The organism is Janibacter melonis, assembly GCF_020567375.1.
In the GTDB taxonomy this organism is placed as follows: Bacteria; Actinomycetota; Actinomycetes; order Actinomycetales; family Dermatophilaceae; genus Marihabitans; species Marihabitans melonis.
The window spans coordinates 84,976-99,425 of sequence record NZ_JAJBZM010000001.1; the positions used below are offsets into that span (position 1 = coordinate 84,976).

Below are 14,450 nucleotides of genomic sequence, written 5' to 3' on the forward strand. Positions count from 1 at the left end.
TGGCCCCATGCCCAGCGTCCTGACCCAGATCATCGACGGCGTGCGCGAGGACCTCGCCGCCCGGGAGCTCGATCTTCCGCTGCGCGACGTGCAGCGACGGGCCGAGGAGGCCCCCGCCCCGCGCGACGCGTGGTCGCGGCTGCGCGCCCCCGAGCTGAGCGTCATCTCCGAGGTCAAGCGCTCGAGCCCGAGCAAGGGCCCCCTCGCCGAGATCCCCGACCCCGCAGCCCTGGCGAGCCAGTACGCGCAGGGCGGGGCGGCCGCGATCTCCGTGCTCACCGAACAGCGCCGCTTCGGCGGCTCGCTCGCCGACCTCGACGCCGTGCGCGCCGCGGTCGACGTGCCGGTGCTGCGCAAGGACTTCGTCGTCACGCCCTACCAGGTGTGGGAGGCCCGGGCCCACGGCGCCGACATCGTCCTGCTCATCGTCGCCGCCCTCGACGACCTGCAGCTCGCCGAGCTGCTCGCCCTCACCGGCCGGCTAGGCATGACCGCGCTCGTCGAGGTGCACGACGAGACGGAGACCGTCCGCGCGGTCGACTCCGGCGCCTCGGTCATCGGCGTCAACAACCGCAATCTCAAGACCCTGGAGGTCGACATCTCCACCTTCGCCAGGCTCGCCCCGCTCGTCCCCGACGGGTGCGTCAAGGTCGCCGAGTCCGGCGTCCGCGACGTCGCCGACGCCGCCACCTTCGCCGCTGCCGGCGCCGACGCGATCCTCGTCGGCGAGGCCCTCGTCACCGGCGGCGACCCGGCCGCCGCGGTCGCCGCGATGCGAGGCGTGCGATGAGCGCCCCCGTCCAGGCCGGCCGCTTCGGCCGCTTCGGCGGCCGGTACGTGCCCGAGGCCCTCATCCCCGCGCTCGAGGAGCTCGACGAGGCCCGCCAGAAGGCCGTCCTCGACCCCGACTTCACCGACGAGCTCGGCCGGCTGCACCGCACGTACACCGGTCGTCCGAGCATCATCACCGAGGTGCCGCGCTTCGCCGCGCACGCCGGCGGGGTGCGGATGATCCTCAAGCGCGAGGACCTCAACCACACCGGCTCGCACAAGATCAACAACGTCCTCGCGCAGTGCCTGCTCGCCCAGCGGATGGGCAAGCGCCGCGTCATCGCCGAGACCGGCGCCGGCCAGCACGGCGTCGCGACGGCGACCGCCGCCGCGCTCATGGGTCTCGAGTGCACCGTCTACATGGGCCGGGTCGACACCGAGCGCCAGGCGCTCAACGTCGCCCGCATGCGCATCCTCGGGGCCGAGGTCGTCGCCGTCGAGCACGGCAGCGCGACGCTCAAGGACGCCATCAACGAGGCCCTGCGCGACTGGGTGACCAACGTCGGGCACACCCACTACGTGCTCGGCACGGTGACCGGGCCGCACCCCTTCCCCGAGATGGTCCGCGACTTCCACAAGATCATCGGCGAGGAGGCGCGCGACCAGGTGCTCGGGCTCACCGGTCGTCTGCCCGACGCCGTCGTCGCCTGCGTCGGCGGGGGGTCCAACGCGATGGGGATCTTCCACCGCTTCGTCGAGGACACCGACGTGCGCCTCGTCGGGATCGAGGCCGCGGGTGCCGGGGTGACGACGGGCCGGCACGCCGCCCGCTTCGCCACCGCCGACCCCGGGGTGCTCCACGGCGCGATGAGCTACCTCATGCAGGACCACGAGGGCCAGACCCTCGAGACCCACTCGATCTCCGCCGGGCTGGACTACCCGAGCGTCGGCCCCGAGCACGCCCACCTGCGCGACACCGGCCGCGCCGAGTACCGGTACGCCACGGACGACGAGGCCATGGAGGCCTTCCGCCTGCTGTGCCGCACCGAGGGCATCATCCCGGCCATCGAGTCGGCTCACGCCCTCGCGGGCGCCCTCGTGCTCGGGCGCGAGCTCGGCCCCGACGGGCTCGTCCTCGTCAACCTCTCCGGTCGCGGCGACAAGGACATGCACACCGCCGCCCAGTACTTCGGGCTCGTCGACGGCGAGCTGCCGCCGCCGAGCGAGGAGGCGACCGCCGACGGCGGCGCCGAGAGCGTCACGCCCGTGCAGGACGAAGGGGTGCAGGAGTGAGCGTGCAGACCACGGACCTCGGTGTCGGCGAGGTCCTCGCCCGGTGCCGTGCCGAGGGGCGCGCCGCGCTCGTCGGCTACCTGCCCGTCGGCTACCCCGACGTCCCGACCTCGATCCGCGCGATGGAGGTCATGTGCGCCGCCGGGGTCGACGTCGTCGAGGTCGGCATGCCCTACAGCGACCCCCTCATGGACGGGCCGGTCATCCAGCGCGCGGCCACCGAGGCCCTGGAGCGCGGCGTCCACGTCGACGACGTCTTCGCCGCGACGGCCGCGGTGCGGGCCACCGGCACGCCGCCGCTCGTCATGTCGTACTGGAACCTCGTCCTGCGGCGCGGGGTGGCGCAGTACGCCGCCGACCTCGCCGCCGCCGGGGGAGCGGGTCTCATCACCCCCGACCTCGTGCCCGACGAGGCCCAGGACTGGGTCGAGGCCTCCGACGAGCACGGTCTCGACCGGGTCTTCCTCGTCGCCCCGAGCTCGACCCCGGAGCGGCTCGAGCGGGTCACCGCGGCATGCCGTGGCTTCGTCTACGCCGCGTCGACGATGGGGGTCACCGGAGCGCGCACGAGCGTCGGCGACACCGCCGGCGAGCTCGTCGCGCGGGTGCGCGAGCACACCGACACCCCGGTCTGCGTCGGTCTCGGCGTGTCGACCCGCGAGCAGGCGGCGCAGATCGCCCGCTTCGCCGACGGGGTCATCGTCGGGTCCGCACTCGTCGCCACCCTCCAGGACGTCCCGGCGCAGGAGGGCCTGGAGCGCCTCGACGCGCTGACCCGCGAGCTCGCCGCCGGCGTGCGCGAGGGCCGGTGATGACCGGGACGACGACCGCGGACGCGGCGACGACGTCGCGCCGCCCGCTCGTCCTCGACGTCCTCGGGCTGCTCGCCCGGCTCGTCCTCGGCGGGGCGCTCCTGCTCGCCGGCGGGCTGAAGATCGGCAACCCCTCCGGCTCGGCCCGTGCCGTCCAGGCCTACGACGTCCTGCCCTTCGAGGTGGCCCGGGTCGTCGGCTACGGGCTGCCCTACGTCGAGGTGATCCTCGGCCTGCTCCTCGTCCTCGGGCTCTTCACCCGGGCGAGCGCGGTGCTCGGGGGTCTGCTCATGGTGGTTTTCGTCGTCGGCATCGCCCAGGCCTGGGCCCGCGGCCTGACCATCGACTGCGGCTGCTTCGGCGGCGGCGGCCAGGTCGCCGCCGACCAGACCGAGTACGGCACCGAGATCCTGCGTGACCTCGGCCTGGCCCTGTGCGGCGCCTACCTCGTCGTGCGACCGCGCACCCTCGCCGGTCTCGACCGCGCCCTCCTCGGGCGCTGAACCCTCCTTCGTCCCCACCCGACCAGACGCACAGCAAGGCAGGCACGTGATGAGCCAGGACAGGCAGGCCAAGATCCAGGCGGCGGCGAAGGGGCAGCGCACCGGCGCCAACCCCCTCCTCGTCGGGGGCGTCGTGCTGATCGTCGCGGTGGTCGTCGTCGTCGCCGGCGTCGTGTGGTCGAGCCAGAAGGACGCCGTCCAGACCGGCGGCCCGCCGCCCGGGACCCAGATGGGACAGCCCTTCGACCCCTACCCGGACGCCCCGACTGTCGAGGGCGCGCCGACGCTCGACGTCTACGAGGACTTCCGGTGCCCGGCGTGCAAGCTCTTCGAGCAGGCCTTCGGGCAGACCGTCGGCGACCTCGCCCAGGAGGGCAAGATCGAGCTGCGGGTCCACCTCAAGACGGTCATCGACTCCAACTTCGGCCAGGAGGGCTCCTCGATCGCCGCGAGCAGCGCGTTGTGCGCGGCGGACCAGGGCGGCTGGACCGGCATGCACCAGTGGCTCTTCGCCAACCAGCCGACGGAGCCCGGCGAGTTCACGAAGGACCAGCTCGAGCAGGGCGCGAAGGCCGGGGGCCTGTCCGGTGACCAGCTCGACGCGTGGCAGGAGTGCAGCGACGCGGGCGTCTACCGGGCGTACGTGCGCAGCGTCGACGACCAGTCGGTCAAGGACCAGATCACCTCGACCCCGACGATCGTCGTCGACGGCACCCAGCTGAGCTGGGGCGCCCTCGTGCCGGACGGCCGGCCCGACGTCGCCGCGTTCACCCGGATCGTCACCAGCGGTGAGGTCCCGAAGGACATGGTGGTCTCCTGATGAGCCTCGCACCCCCGACCGTCGCCGTCCCGGCCGCGCTGCCCAGCCCAGAGGTCGGCGCGTGGAGCATCGGCCCGCTGACGATCCACGCCTACGCGCTGTGCATCCTCGCCGGCATCATGGCCGCCGTCTGGATCGCCCAGAAGCGGATCGAGACCCGCGGCGGGCGTGAGGGCGTCGTCCTCGACATCGCCCTGTGGGCGGTGCCCGCCGGCATCATCGGCGCGCGGGTCTACCACGTCATCACCACCCCAGAGCCCTACTTCGGGCCCGGAGGCTCGCTCGTCGCCGCGCTGCAGATCTGGAACGGCGGGCTCGGCATCTGGGGCGCCGTCGCCGGGGGAGCGGTCGGCGCGTGGATCGCGGCCCGCCGCTACGACGTGCCGATCGGGGCCCTCGCCGACTCGGTCGCGCCCGCGCTGCCCGTCGCCCAGGCGATCGGGCGCTGGGGCAACTGGTTCAACAACGAGCTCTACGGGCGCGAGACCGACGTGCCGTGGGCGCTGGAGATCCACCGCTGGGACAGCTCCACGGGACGGGCCGTCCTCGACGCCTCCGGCCAGGCCGAGGTCATCGGGACCTTCCACCCGATCTTCCTCTACGAGTCGATCTTCTGCCTGCTCCTCGCCCTCGCCCTGCTCCTGCTCGACCGGCGCCGCTCGCTGCACCCGGGGCAGCTCTTCGGCGCCTACGTCATGGGCTACCCGCTCGGCCGGGTCGTGCTGGAGACGATGCGCACCGACGAGGCGCAGATCGTCCTCGGGCAGCGCCTCAACGTGTGGACCAGCCTCGTCGTCGTCGTCATCGGCGCGGTGATCTGGGTGCTCGCCGGACGGCGGGCGAAGGGCGCGACCGGCGCCCCGGACGCCCCGGAGGACCGGGTCGAGACGCCCTCGACGACCACCGGCTGAGCCGCGTCTCGCCATTCGAGATCGGGCGGTCACCAGGTAAGACGCTGTCCTGCTACTCTCGCCGCGTGGCCGCTGCCGTCCACGCCGCCCGCACGCCTCGGGCCCGCCTGCACGTCCCATCGCTGCGGCGACGCCAGGGCGTCCCCCTCGAGAGATAAGGACGGTGATCGTCGGTGACGACCTCGCCCTTCCACCGCTTCTCAGCGCACCCGGCCGACACGGGGCTCTACCGCCGTGAGGCCGAGCACGACGCCTGCGGCGTCGCCATGGTCGCCACCATGCGGGGGCACGCAGGCCGCGACATCGTCGACCACGCGCTGCTCGCGCTCATCAACCTCGACCACCGCGGCGCGACGGGGGCCGACCCGCTCGTCGGCGACGGCGCCGGCATCCTCACCCAGGTCCCCGACCGCTTCCTGCGCGAGGTCGTCGACTTCGAGCTGCCCGCTGCCGGCGCGTACGCCGTGGGCACCGCCTTCGTCCCGCGCGAGGACGACCAGCGCACCGAGGTGATCGCCGCGATCGAGACGATCGTGCGCGAGGAGGGACTCGTCGTCCTCGGGTGGCGCGACGTGCCCGTCGAGCGCGACATCGTCGGCGACATGGCCCGCGAGGTCATGCCGCTCTTCCGCCAGCTCTTCGTGGCCGCCCCGGAGGGCGAGATCACCGGCATGACCCTGGAGCGCCTCGCCTACTGCGTGCGCAAGCGCGCCGAGCGCGAGGCCGACGTCTACTTCGCCTCGCTCAGCTCGCGCACCATGGTCTACAAGGGCATGCTGACGACCACCCAGCTCGAGCCCTTCTACCCCGACCTGCGCGACGAGCGCTTCGAGACCGAGCTCGCGCTCGTGCACTCGCGCTTCTCGACGAACACCTTCCCGAGCTGGCCGCTCAGCCACCCGATGCGCTTCATCGCCCACAACGGCGAGATCAACACGGTCAAGGGCAACCGCAACTGGATGCACGCCCGGGAGTCGCAGCTGACCTCCCCGCTCATCCCCGGCGACATCTCTCGCCTCTTCCCCATCTGCACCCCTGGCGCCTCGGACTCGGCCTCCTTCGACGAGGTCCTCGAGCTGCTCCACCTCAGCGGGCGCTCCCTGCCGCACGCCGTGCTCATGATGATCCCGGAGGCCTGGGAGAACCACGAGAGCATGGACCCGGCCCGCAAGGCCTTCTACGAGTTCCACTCGATGTTCATGGAGCCGTGGGACGGCCCGGCCTGCGTGACCTTCACCGACGGCCGCCTCGCCGGCGCCGTCCTCGACCGCAACGGGCTGCGCCCCGGCCGCTACTGGGTGACCGACGACGGTCTCGTCGTCCTCGCCTCGGAGTCCGGCGTCCTCGACATCGAGCCCGAGCGGGTCGTGCGCAAGGGCCGGCTCATGCCCGGCAAGATGTTCCTCGTCGACACCCAGGAGGGGCGGATCGTCGAGGACGAGGAGATCAAGTCCCGGCTCGCCGAGGCCAACCCCTACGAGGACTGGCTGCACGCCGGCCGCATCATGCTCGCCGACCTGCCGCCGCGCGAGCACGTCATGCACACGCCGGCCTCCGTGCGCCGCCGCCAGCAGACCTTCGGCTACACCGAGGAGGAGCTGTCGATCCTCCTCACGCCGATGGCCAGGCAGGGTGGCGAGGCGCTCGGCTCGATGGGCACCGACACCCCCATCGCCGTGCTCTCGAGCAAGCCCCGCCTCATCTTCGACTACTTCAACCAGATGTTCGCGCAGGTGACCAACCCGCCGCTCGACGCCATCCGCGAAGAGCTCGTCACCGCCCTCGGCACGGCGATCGGCCCGGAGGGCAACGCCCTGACGGCCGAGCCCGCCCACGCGCGCCAGGTGATCCTGCCCTTCCCCGTCATCGACAACGACGAGCTCGCGAAGATCGTCCACATCAACGCCGACGGCGACCTGCCCGGCTACGCGACCCTCGTCGTGCGCGGCCTGTACGACGTCAGCGGCGGCGAGGCCGCCCTGCGCGCCCGGCTCACGGAGATCTGCGCGGAGGTCTCCGCCGCGATCGAGCAGGGTGCCCGCTTCATCGTCCTGTCCGACCGGGACTCGGGGCGCGACCTCGCCCCGATCCCCTCGCTGCTGCTCACCTCGGCGGTGCACCACCACCTCATCCGCGAGAAGACCCGCACCCAGGTGGGTCTGCTCGTCGAGGCCGGCGACGTCCGCGAGGTCCACCACGTCGCCCTGCTCATCGGCTACGGCGCCGCCGTCGTCAACCCCTACCTCGCCATGGAGTCCGTCGAGGACATGGTCCGTCGCGGCGTCATCGAGGGGGTGAGCGAGGAGCAGGCCGTGAAGAACCTCATCAAGGCCCTCGGCAAGGGCGTGCTCAAGGTGATGTCGAAGATGGGCATCTCGACCGTCGCGAGCTACCGCGGCGCGCAGGTCTTCGAGGCGCTCGGCCTCTCGCAGGAGCTCGTCGACGAGTTCTTCACCGGCACGGTCAGCCAGCTCGGCGGCGTCGGTCTCGACGTCGTCGCCGCGGAGACCGCCGCCCGTCACTCGACGGCCTACCCGCCGGACGGGATGGCCCTGCCGCACCGTCACCTCGCCACCGGCGGCGAGTACAAGTGGCGCCGCGAGGGCGAGCCGCACCTCTTCGACCCCGACACCGTCTTCCGCCTCCAGCACTCGACGCGGGCCCGGCGCTACGACATCTTCAAGCAGTACACCCAGCGCGTCGACGACCAGTCCGAGCGCCTCATGACCCTGCGCGGGCTCTTCGAGCTCGGCGGCGGCGAGCGGCGCGAGCCGATCAGCGTCGACGAGGTCGAGCCGGTGAGCGAGATCGTCAAGCGCTTCAACACCGGCGCGATGAGCTACGGCTCGATCAGCCAGGAGGCGCACGAGACCCTCGCCGTCGCGATGAACCGTCTCGGCGGCCGGTCCAACACCGGCGAGGGCGGCGAGGACCTCGAGCGTCTCGTCGACCCGGAGCGTCGCAGCGCGATCAAGCAGGTGGCCTCGGGCCGCTTCGGCGTGACGAGCGCGTACCTGACGAACGCCGACGACATCCAGATCAAGATGGCGCAGGGTGCCAAGCCGGGCGAAGGGGGGCAGCTGCCGGGCCACAAGGTCTACCCGTGGGTGGCCAAGACCCGTCACTCGACCCCCGGCGTGGGTCTCATCAGCCCGCCGCCGCACCACGACATCTACTCGATCGAGGACCTCGCCCAGCTCATCCACGACCTCAAGAACGCCAACCCGGCGGCCCGCATCCACGTCAAGCTCGTCTCCGAGGTCGGCGTCGGCACGGTCGCGGCGGGCGTGAGCAAGGCCCACGCCGACGTCGTGCTCATCTCGGGCAACGACGGCGGCACCGGCGCCTCCCCGCTCACCTCGCTCAAGCACGCGGGCGGCCCCTGGGAGCTCGGCCTCGCCGAGACCCAGCAGACCCTCGTGCTCAACGGCCTGCGCGACCGGATCGTCGTGCAGGTCGACGGGCAGATCAAGACCGGCCGCGACGTCGTCATCGCGGCGCTGCTCGGCGCGGAGGAGTTCGGCTTCGCGACCGCACCGCTCGTCGTCAGCGGCTGCATCATGATGCGCGTCTGCCACCTCGACACCTGCCCCGTGGGCATCGCGACGCAGAACCCCGAGCTGCGGGCGCGCTACTCCGGTCAGCCCGAGTTCGTCGAGACCTTCTTCGAGTACATCGCCCAGGAGGTGCGCGAGCACCTCGCCGCCCTCGGCCTGCGCTCCGTCGAGGAGGCCATCGGCCAGATCGGCATGCTCGACACCCGTCGGGCCGTCGAGCACTGGAAGGCCGCCGGGCTCGACCTCGCGCCGGTCCTGGCCAAGGTCGAGGCCTTCGACGGCTCCGGCATCCGCCACACGAAGGCGCAGGACCACGGCCTCAAGCGCGCGCTGGACCACCGGCTCGTCGAGATCGCCCAGCCGACACTGCAGGACGGCGCGCCGTCCCGCGGCGAGGTCGAGATCCGCAACGTCAACCGCACGGTCGGCACGATGCTCGGCCACGAGCTGACCAAGCGCTACCCCGAGGGCCTGCCCGAGGGCACCGTCGACATCACCGCGCGCGGCAGCGCCGGCCAGTCCTTCGGCGCCTTCCTGCCGAAGGGGGTCGCGCTGCGCCTCGTCGGCGACGCCAACGACTACGTGGCGAAGGGGTTGTCCGGCGGCCGCGTCGTCGTCACCCCGCCGGAGGACTCGGCCCTCGTCGCAGAGGACAACGTCATCGCCGGCAACGTCATCGGCTACGGCGCGACCTCGGGTGAGATCTACCTGCGTGGTGTCGTCGGCGAGCGCTTCTGCGTGCGCAACTCCGGGGCGACCGCGGTCGTCGAAGGGGTCGGCGACCACGGCTGCGAGTACATGACCGGTGGCACGGTCCTCGTGCTCGGCGCCACGGGCCGCAACTTCGCCGCCGGCATGTCCGGCGGCCAGGCCTACGTCCTCGACCTCGACGACGCGCTCGTCAACACCGAGCTCGTCGACGTCACCCCGCTGCGCACCGGCGACGAGCCGGTCGTGCGCCGGCTGCTGCAGGCCCACGTCGAGCACACCGGCTCGCCCGTGGCCCAACGGCTCCTCGACGAGGGGGAGGCGGGTCTGGCCCGCTTCTCGCTCGTCCTCCCTCGCGACTACCAGCGCGTCCTCGACGTGCGGGCCGAGGCCGAGGCCGAGGGCCTCGACGCCGACGGCGCGCAGGTCTGGGACCGGATCATGGAGGCTTCCCGTGGCTGACCCCCAGGGCTTTCTCACCACCCGCGAGCGGGAGCTGCCCAAGCGGCGGCCCGTCGAGGTCCGGATCAAGGACTGGAAGGAGGTGTACGAGGAGCAGGAGCTCGCGCAGCTCGAGCGCCAGGCCGGCCGCTGCATGGACTGCGGCATCCCCTTCTGCCACTCCGGGTGCCCGCTGGGCAACCTCATCCCCGAGTGGAACACCCTCGCGTGGAAGGGCGAGTGGCACGACGCGATCGAGCGGCTGCACGCGACGAACAACTTCCCGGAGTTCACCGGTCGGCTGTGCCCCGCGCCGTGCGAGACCGCGTGCGTCCTCGGCATCAACCAGCCCGCGGTGACGATCAAGCAGGTCGAGGTGACGACGATCGAGGAGGCCTTCGGCCGCGGCGACGTCGCCCCGCAGATCCCCGACCGGCTCACCGGCAAGACCGTCGCCGTCGTCGGCTCCGGCCCGGCCGGGCTCGCCGCCGCCCAGCAGCTGACCCGCGCCGGCCACACCGTCGCGGTCTACGAGCGGGCCGACAAGCCCGGTGGGCTGCTGCGCTACGGCATCCCCGAGTTCAAGATGGAGAAGCGGGTCGTCGACCGCCGCCTGGCGCAGATGCGCTCGGAGGGCACCCGCTTCCGCTCCGGCGTCGACGTCGGCGTCGAGATCACCGGCCAGCAGCTGCGCGACCGCTACGACGCCGTCGTCCTGGCCGTCGGCGCGACCGTCCCGCGCGACCTGCCCGTCCCGGGCCGCGAGCTCGAGGGCGTCATGCAGGCGATGGACTTCCTGCCCGACGCCAACCGGGTCGCCGTCGGCGAGGAGGCGCCCGGCCAGGTCACCGCCGAGGGCAAGGACGTCGTCATCATCGGCGGCGGCGACACCGGCGCGGACTGCCTCGGCACGTCCATCCGCCAGGGCGCCCGCTCGGTGACGAGCCTGGAGATCATGCCGCAGCCCGAGCAGGAGCGGGCCGCCGGGCAGCCCTGGCCGACCTACCCCTCGCTCTTCCGGGTCGCCTCGGCCCACGAGGAGGGCGGCGAGCGCCTCTACGCCGTGTCGACCACGGAGATCGTCGGTGACGAGCAGGGCCGCGTCAGCGGGCTTCGCCTCACCGAGGTCGAGCGCGGGGCCGACGGCTTCACGCCGGTGCCCGGCAGCGAGCGCGAGCTGCCCGCGCAGCTCGTGCTCCTCGCCATGGGCTTCCTCGGGCCGCAGGCCCAGGGGCTCGTCGAGCAGCTCGGCGTCGACCTCGACGAGCGCTCCAACGTCGTGCGCGACGCCCAGTACATGAGCACCGTGCCCGGCGTCTTCGTCGCCGGCGACGCGGGCCGGGGCCAGTCGCTCATCGTGTGGGCGATCGCCGAGGGCCGCGCCGCCGCGCACGGGGTCGACCGCTACCTCATGGGCAGCTCGAAGCTCCCGCGCCCGGTCAACCCGACCGACCGCCCGCTCATGGCCTGAGCAGGCCGGGGCGACCCCCCTTCGCACGACCGCTGACCCGCACCACGCCCTGTGGTGCGGGTCACGTGCGTCCTGCCCCCGGTCGTAGGATGAGGATCATGCGTCGCGCGAAGATCGTCTGCACCCTCGGCCCCTCGACCTCCACCCCGCAGAAGATCCAGGAGCTCGTCGCCGCGGGCATGGACCTCGCCCGGCTCAACCTCTCGCACGGCGACCACGCCGTCCACGAGGCGAACTACCGCGCCGTGCGCGCCGCGGGCGACGCGGCCGGCCGCGCCGTCGGCACCCTCGCCGACCTCCAGGGGCCCAAGATCCGCACCGGGCGCTTCGCCGACGGGCCGATCACCCTCACGCCCGGCGAGCACTTCACCATCACCACCCGCGACGTGCCGGGCGACGAGCAGGTCGTCGGCACGACGTACGCGGGCCTGCCCGGCGACGTCAGCGCGGGAGACCGCATCCTCGTCGACGACGGCAAGATCTCGCTGACCGTCGAGGAGGTCACCGAGACCGACGTGCGCTGCGTCGTCGTCTACGGCGGACCGCTGTCGAACAACAAGGGGATCAACCTGCCCGGCGTCGCGGTCTCCGTGCCCGCGCTGTCGGAGAAGGACGAGGACGACCTGCGCTGGGCCGTGCGGCTCGGGGTCGACTTCGTCGCGCTGAGCTTCGTGCGCAGCGCCCGTGACATCGACCGCGTGCACGAGATCATGGACGAGGAGGGCGCCCGCCTGCCCGTCATCGCCAAGATCGAGAAGCCCCAGGCCGTCGACGACCTCGACGCGATCGTCGACGCCTTCGACGGGATCATGGTCGCCCGCGGCGACCTCGGCGTCGAGATGCCGCTCGAGGAGGTCCCGCTCGTGCAGAAGCGCGCGGTCGACATGGCTCGCCGCAAGGCCAAGCCCGTCATCGTCGCCACCCAGGTGCTCGAGTCGATGATGGAGAGCAGCCGGCCGACGCGGGCCGAGGCATCCGACGCCGCCAACGCCGTCCTCGACGGCGCCGACGCGCTCATGCTCTCCGGCGAGACCGCTGCGGGGGCGTTCCCCATCGAGGCCGTCACCGTCATGGCCCGGATCATCGAGAGCACCGAGGACAACGGTCTCGAGCGCATCGACCACCTCTCCGGCATGGGCACGGCCCAGGGCGCGGTCATCACCCGCGCGGCGGCGGAGATCGGCACCGAGCTCGACGTCAAGTACCTCATCGCCTTCACCCAGACCGGTGGCTGCGCGCGCCGGCTGGCCCAGCTGCGGCCCGCCCTGCCGACGCTCGCCTTCAGCCCCACCCAGAGCGTGCGCTCCCAGCTCGCCCTCGTGTGGGGGATCGAGACCTTCCTGACGCCGCCCGTGACGAGCACCGACCAGTACGCGATGATGGTCGACGAGATCCTGCTCGACGCGGGCCGGGTCGAGGAGGGCGACAAGGTCGTCATCGTCGCCGGCTCCCCGCCCGGCATCCCGGGATCGACGAACGCCGTGCGCGTCCACCGCATCGGCGACGCCCGCAACGGCGTCGCGAGCGCCTACCGCATGATGTGACCCGGCGGGCGCACCGGTAGGCTGCCAACCGCCCCCCGCCGGGGTGGTGGAATGGCAGACACGAGGCACTCAAAATGCTTTGCCCGCAAGGGCGTGCGGGTTCAAGTCCCGCTCCCGGCACCCGCTCCACCCCGTCCCCGAGTCCGTCGAGACACGACGAGTGAGGTCACCATGAGCTCCACCGAGACCAGCGCCACCGGCTCCTCCGCCCTGCGGATCCTCATCGCCGAGGACGAGGCGTTGATCCGTACCGACCTCGCCGAGATGCTCACCGAGCAGGGCTACGAGGTCGTCGGCCAGGCGAGCGACGGCCAGCAGGCCGTCTCGCTCGCGGAGCAGCTGAAGCCCGACCTCGCGATCTTCGACATCAAGATGCCCGTCATGGACGGTCTCGCCGCGGCCGAGGCCGTCGGCGGACAGCGCATCTGCCCGGTCATCATGCTCACCGCCTTCAGCCAGAAGGAGCTCGTCGAGCGCGCCCGTGACGCCGGTGTCATGGCCTACGTCGTCAAGCCCTTCAGCGCCTCCGACGTCCTGCCGGCCATCGAGGTCGCCAGCTCGCGCTGGTCCGAGCTCAAGGCGCTCGAGTCCGAGGTCGCCGACCTCGGCGAGCGTCTCGAGACCCGCAAGGCCGTCGAGAAGGCCAAGGGCGTGCTCATGAAGAAGCTGAAGATCTCCGAGGCCGAGGCCTTCCGCTGGATCCAGAAGACCGCGATGGACCGCCGCATGGGCATGCGAGAGGTCTCCGACGCCGTCGTCGCCGGGATGGACAAGGCCTGAGCGAAGGGGGATCCCGCCGGCGACCGCAGCACCACGCATGACGAAGGGGGACCCTCGGGTCCCCCTTCGTGCGTCCGCCCGCAGCCTCAGCGCAGCACGACGACGAGCTGGGTGAGCAGGGGCGCGACGAGGAGCGCGGGCAGCATGTCGCCCACGGGGATCTCGCGGATGCGCAGCAGGCGCAGGGCGATGCCGACGAGGACGAGCCCGCCGGTCGCGGTGAGCGCGAGGATGTGCGGCTCGGGCAGCACCGAGCCGAGGAGTACCCCGGCGAGCGTGAGGGCGCCCTGCACGACGAGGACGCTCACCGCCGAGAAGAGCACCCCGACGCCGAAGGTCGAGGCGAAGGCGAGGGCGGCGAAGCCGTCGAGCACCGACTTGAGCGCGAGCTTGTCGATGCCACGGCCGAGCCCGTCGTCGAGGCTGCCGAGGATCGTGAGCGGCCCGACGCAGAAGAGCAGGCTCGCGGTGAGCCACCCCTCGACGAAGCGCTCCCTCGACTCGTGGCTCGTGCCCCCGCGGCCCACGGCCCGCTGCACGGTGCCGGCGACGCGCTCGAGACGCTCCTCGATGCGCAGCAGCGAGCCGATGATGCTGCCGACGAGCAGCGAGCCGAGGACGACGAGCACGGGGGCGCCCGAGCCGAGGGCGTCGCGCAGCACCGGCGAGGTCACCTCGACCGCCGACAGGCCCGCCATGAGGAGGGTGACCAGCCCGAGGCTGTCGGTGACGACGTCCCGGGTGCGCTCGGGCAGGCGGCCGCCGACGAGCATGCCGAGCCCCCCGCCGACGAGCACGGTGAGCACGTTGAGCGCGGTGCCGAGACCGACGAAGGTCAT

11 protein-coding genes and 1 tRNA gene are annotated in these 14,450 nt (G+C 72.4%); 11 read left to right on the forward strand and 1 reads right to left on the reverse strand.

Features of this window, described 5'->3' with window-relative positions; genetic code table 11:
• Positions 1-7 precede the first annotated feature (7 nt).
• The 11 genes from trpC (at position 8) to LIV55_RS00460 (ending at position 13,611) form a co-directional block, all read left to right on the forward strand.
• Positions 8-790: an indole-3-glycerol phosphate synthase TrpC gene (gene trpC / locus LIV55_RS00410; RefSeq protein WP_191562802.1), complete on the forward strand. Its 783-nt coding sequence runs from the start codon at positions 8-10 to the stop codon at positions 788-790.
• The gene (gene trpB, locus LIV55_RS00415; RefSeq protein ID WP_229298865.1) at positions 787-2,064 is read left to right on the forward strand and encodes a tryptophan synthase subunit beta; all 1,278 of its coding nucleotides are present in this window, start codon (positions 787-789) and stop codon (positions 2,062-2,064) included. The genes trpC and trpB overlap by 4 nt, the downstream gene beginning before the upstream one ends.
• Positions 2,061-2,876 carry a tryptophan synthase subunit alpha gene (trpA, locus tag LIV55_RS00420; RefSeq protein ID WP_123091655.1) on the forward strand — a complete coding sequence of 272 codons (816 nt, stop codon included), beginning with the start codon at positions 2,061-2,063 and terminating at the stop codon, positions 2,874-2,876. The genes trpB and trpA overlap by 4 nt, the downstream gene beginning before the upstream one ends.
• Positions 2,876-3,379 (forward strand): MauE/DoxX family redox-associated membrane protein, encoded by a 504-nt coding sequence (locus tag LIV55_RS00425; protein WP_123091656.1) that lies wholly within the window; start codon positions 2,876-2,878, stop codon positions 3,377-3,379. Before trpA ends, LIV55_RS00425 begins: the two co-directional genes overlap by 1 nt.
• Before the next feature lie 49 nt (positions 3,380-3,428).
• Positions 3,429-4,199: a DsbA family protein gene (locus tag LIV55_RS00430; protein ID WP_123091657.1), complete on the forward strand. Its 771-nt coding sequence runs from the start codon at positions 3,429-3,431 to the stop codon at positions 4,197-4,199.
• Positions 4,199-5,110 (forward strand): prolipoprotein diacylglyceryl transferase, encoded by a 912-nt coding sequence (gene lgt, locus LIV55_RS00435; protein WP_123091658.1) that lies wholly within the window; start codon positions 4,199-4,201, stop codon positions 5,108-5,110. Before LIV55_RS00430 ends, lgt begins: the two co-directional genes overlap by 1 nt.
• A 173-nt stretch (positions 5,111-5,283) precedes the next feature.
• A complete protein-coding gene (gene gltB, locus LIV55_RS00440; RefSeq protein ID WP_229298866.1) occupies positions 5,284-9,837 on the forward strand; it encodes a glutamate synthase large subunit in 4,554 nt (1,517 codons plus the stop codon).
• Positions 9,830-11,287, forward strand: coding sequence for a glutamate synthase subunit beta (locus LIV55_RS00445; RefSeq protein ID WP_191562808.1), 1,458 nt, complete (start codon positions 9,830-9,832; stop codon positions 11,285-11,287). The genes gltB and LIV55_RS00445 overlap by 8 nt, the downstream gene beginning before the upstream one ends.
• Positions 11,288-11,385: 98 nt before the next feature.
• Entirely contained in the window at positions 11,386-12,831 is a 1,446-nt protein-coding gene (pyk, locus tag LIV55_RS00450) for a pyruvate kinase (RefSeq protein WP_123091661.1), read from the forward strand.
• Between the two features lie 37 nt (positions 12,832-12,868).
• Positions 12,869-12,951: transfer RNA gene (locus tag LIV55_RS00455), tRNA-Leu, on the forward strand.
• Positions 12,952-13,002: 51 nt separating this feature from the next.
• On the forward strand, positions 13,003-13,611 hold the full coding sequence (locus LIV55_RS00460) for an ANTAR domain-containing response regulator (protein ID WP_123091662.1): 609 nt from the start codon (positions 13,003-13,005) through the stop codon (positions 13,609-13,611).
• A gap of 86 nt (positions 13,612-13,697) precedes the next feature.
• On the opposite strand, the gene LIV55_RS00465 is transcribed toward LIV55_RS00460, so the two are convergent.
• Complete coding sequence (locus tag LIV55_RS00465; RefSeq protein ID WP_229298867.1) at positions 13,698-14,450, reverse strand: DUF554 domain-containing protein; 753 nt, start codon at positions 14,448-14,450, stop codon at positions 13,698-13,700.

Bases quoted from the DNA above. Each gene is read 5' to 3' on its own strand.
- trpB (WP_229298865.1), top strand. From the start codon at position 787: ATGAGCGCCCCCGTCCAGGCCGGCCGCTTCGGCCGCTTCGGCGGCCGG.
- LIV55_RS00465 (WP_229298867.1), bottom strand. From the start codon at position 14,450: ATGACCTTCGTCGGTCTCGGCACCGCGCTCAACGTGCTCACCGTGCTC.
- pyk (WP_123091661.1), top strand. From the start codon at position 11,386: ATGCGTCGCGCGAAGATCGTCTGCACCCTCGGCCCCTCGACCTCCACC.
- LIV55_RS00425 (WP_123091656.1), top strand. From the start codon at position 2,876: ATGACCGGGACGACGACCGCGGACGCGGCGACGACGTCGCGCCGCCCG.
- lgt (WP_123091658.1), top strand. From the start codon at position 4,199: ATGAGCCTCGCACCCCCGACCGTCGCCGTCCCGGCCGCGCTGCCCAGC.
- trpC (WP_191562802.1), top strand. From the start codon at position 8: ATGCCCAGCGTCCTGACCCAGATCATCGACGGCGTGCGCGAGGACCTC.
- LIV55_RS00430 (WP_123091657.1), top strand. From the start codon at position 3,429: ATGAGCCAGGACAGGCAGGCCAAGATCCAGGCGGCGGCGAAGGGGCAG.
- LIV55_RS00460 (WP_123091662.1), top strand. From the start codon at position 13,003: ATGAGCTCCACCGAGACCAGCGCCACCGGCTCCTCCGCCCTGCGGATC.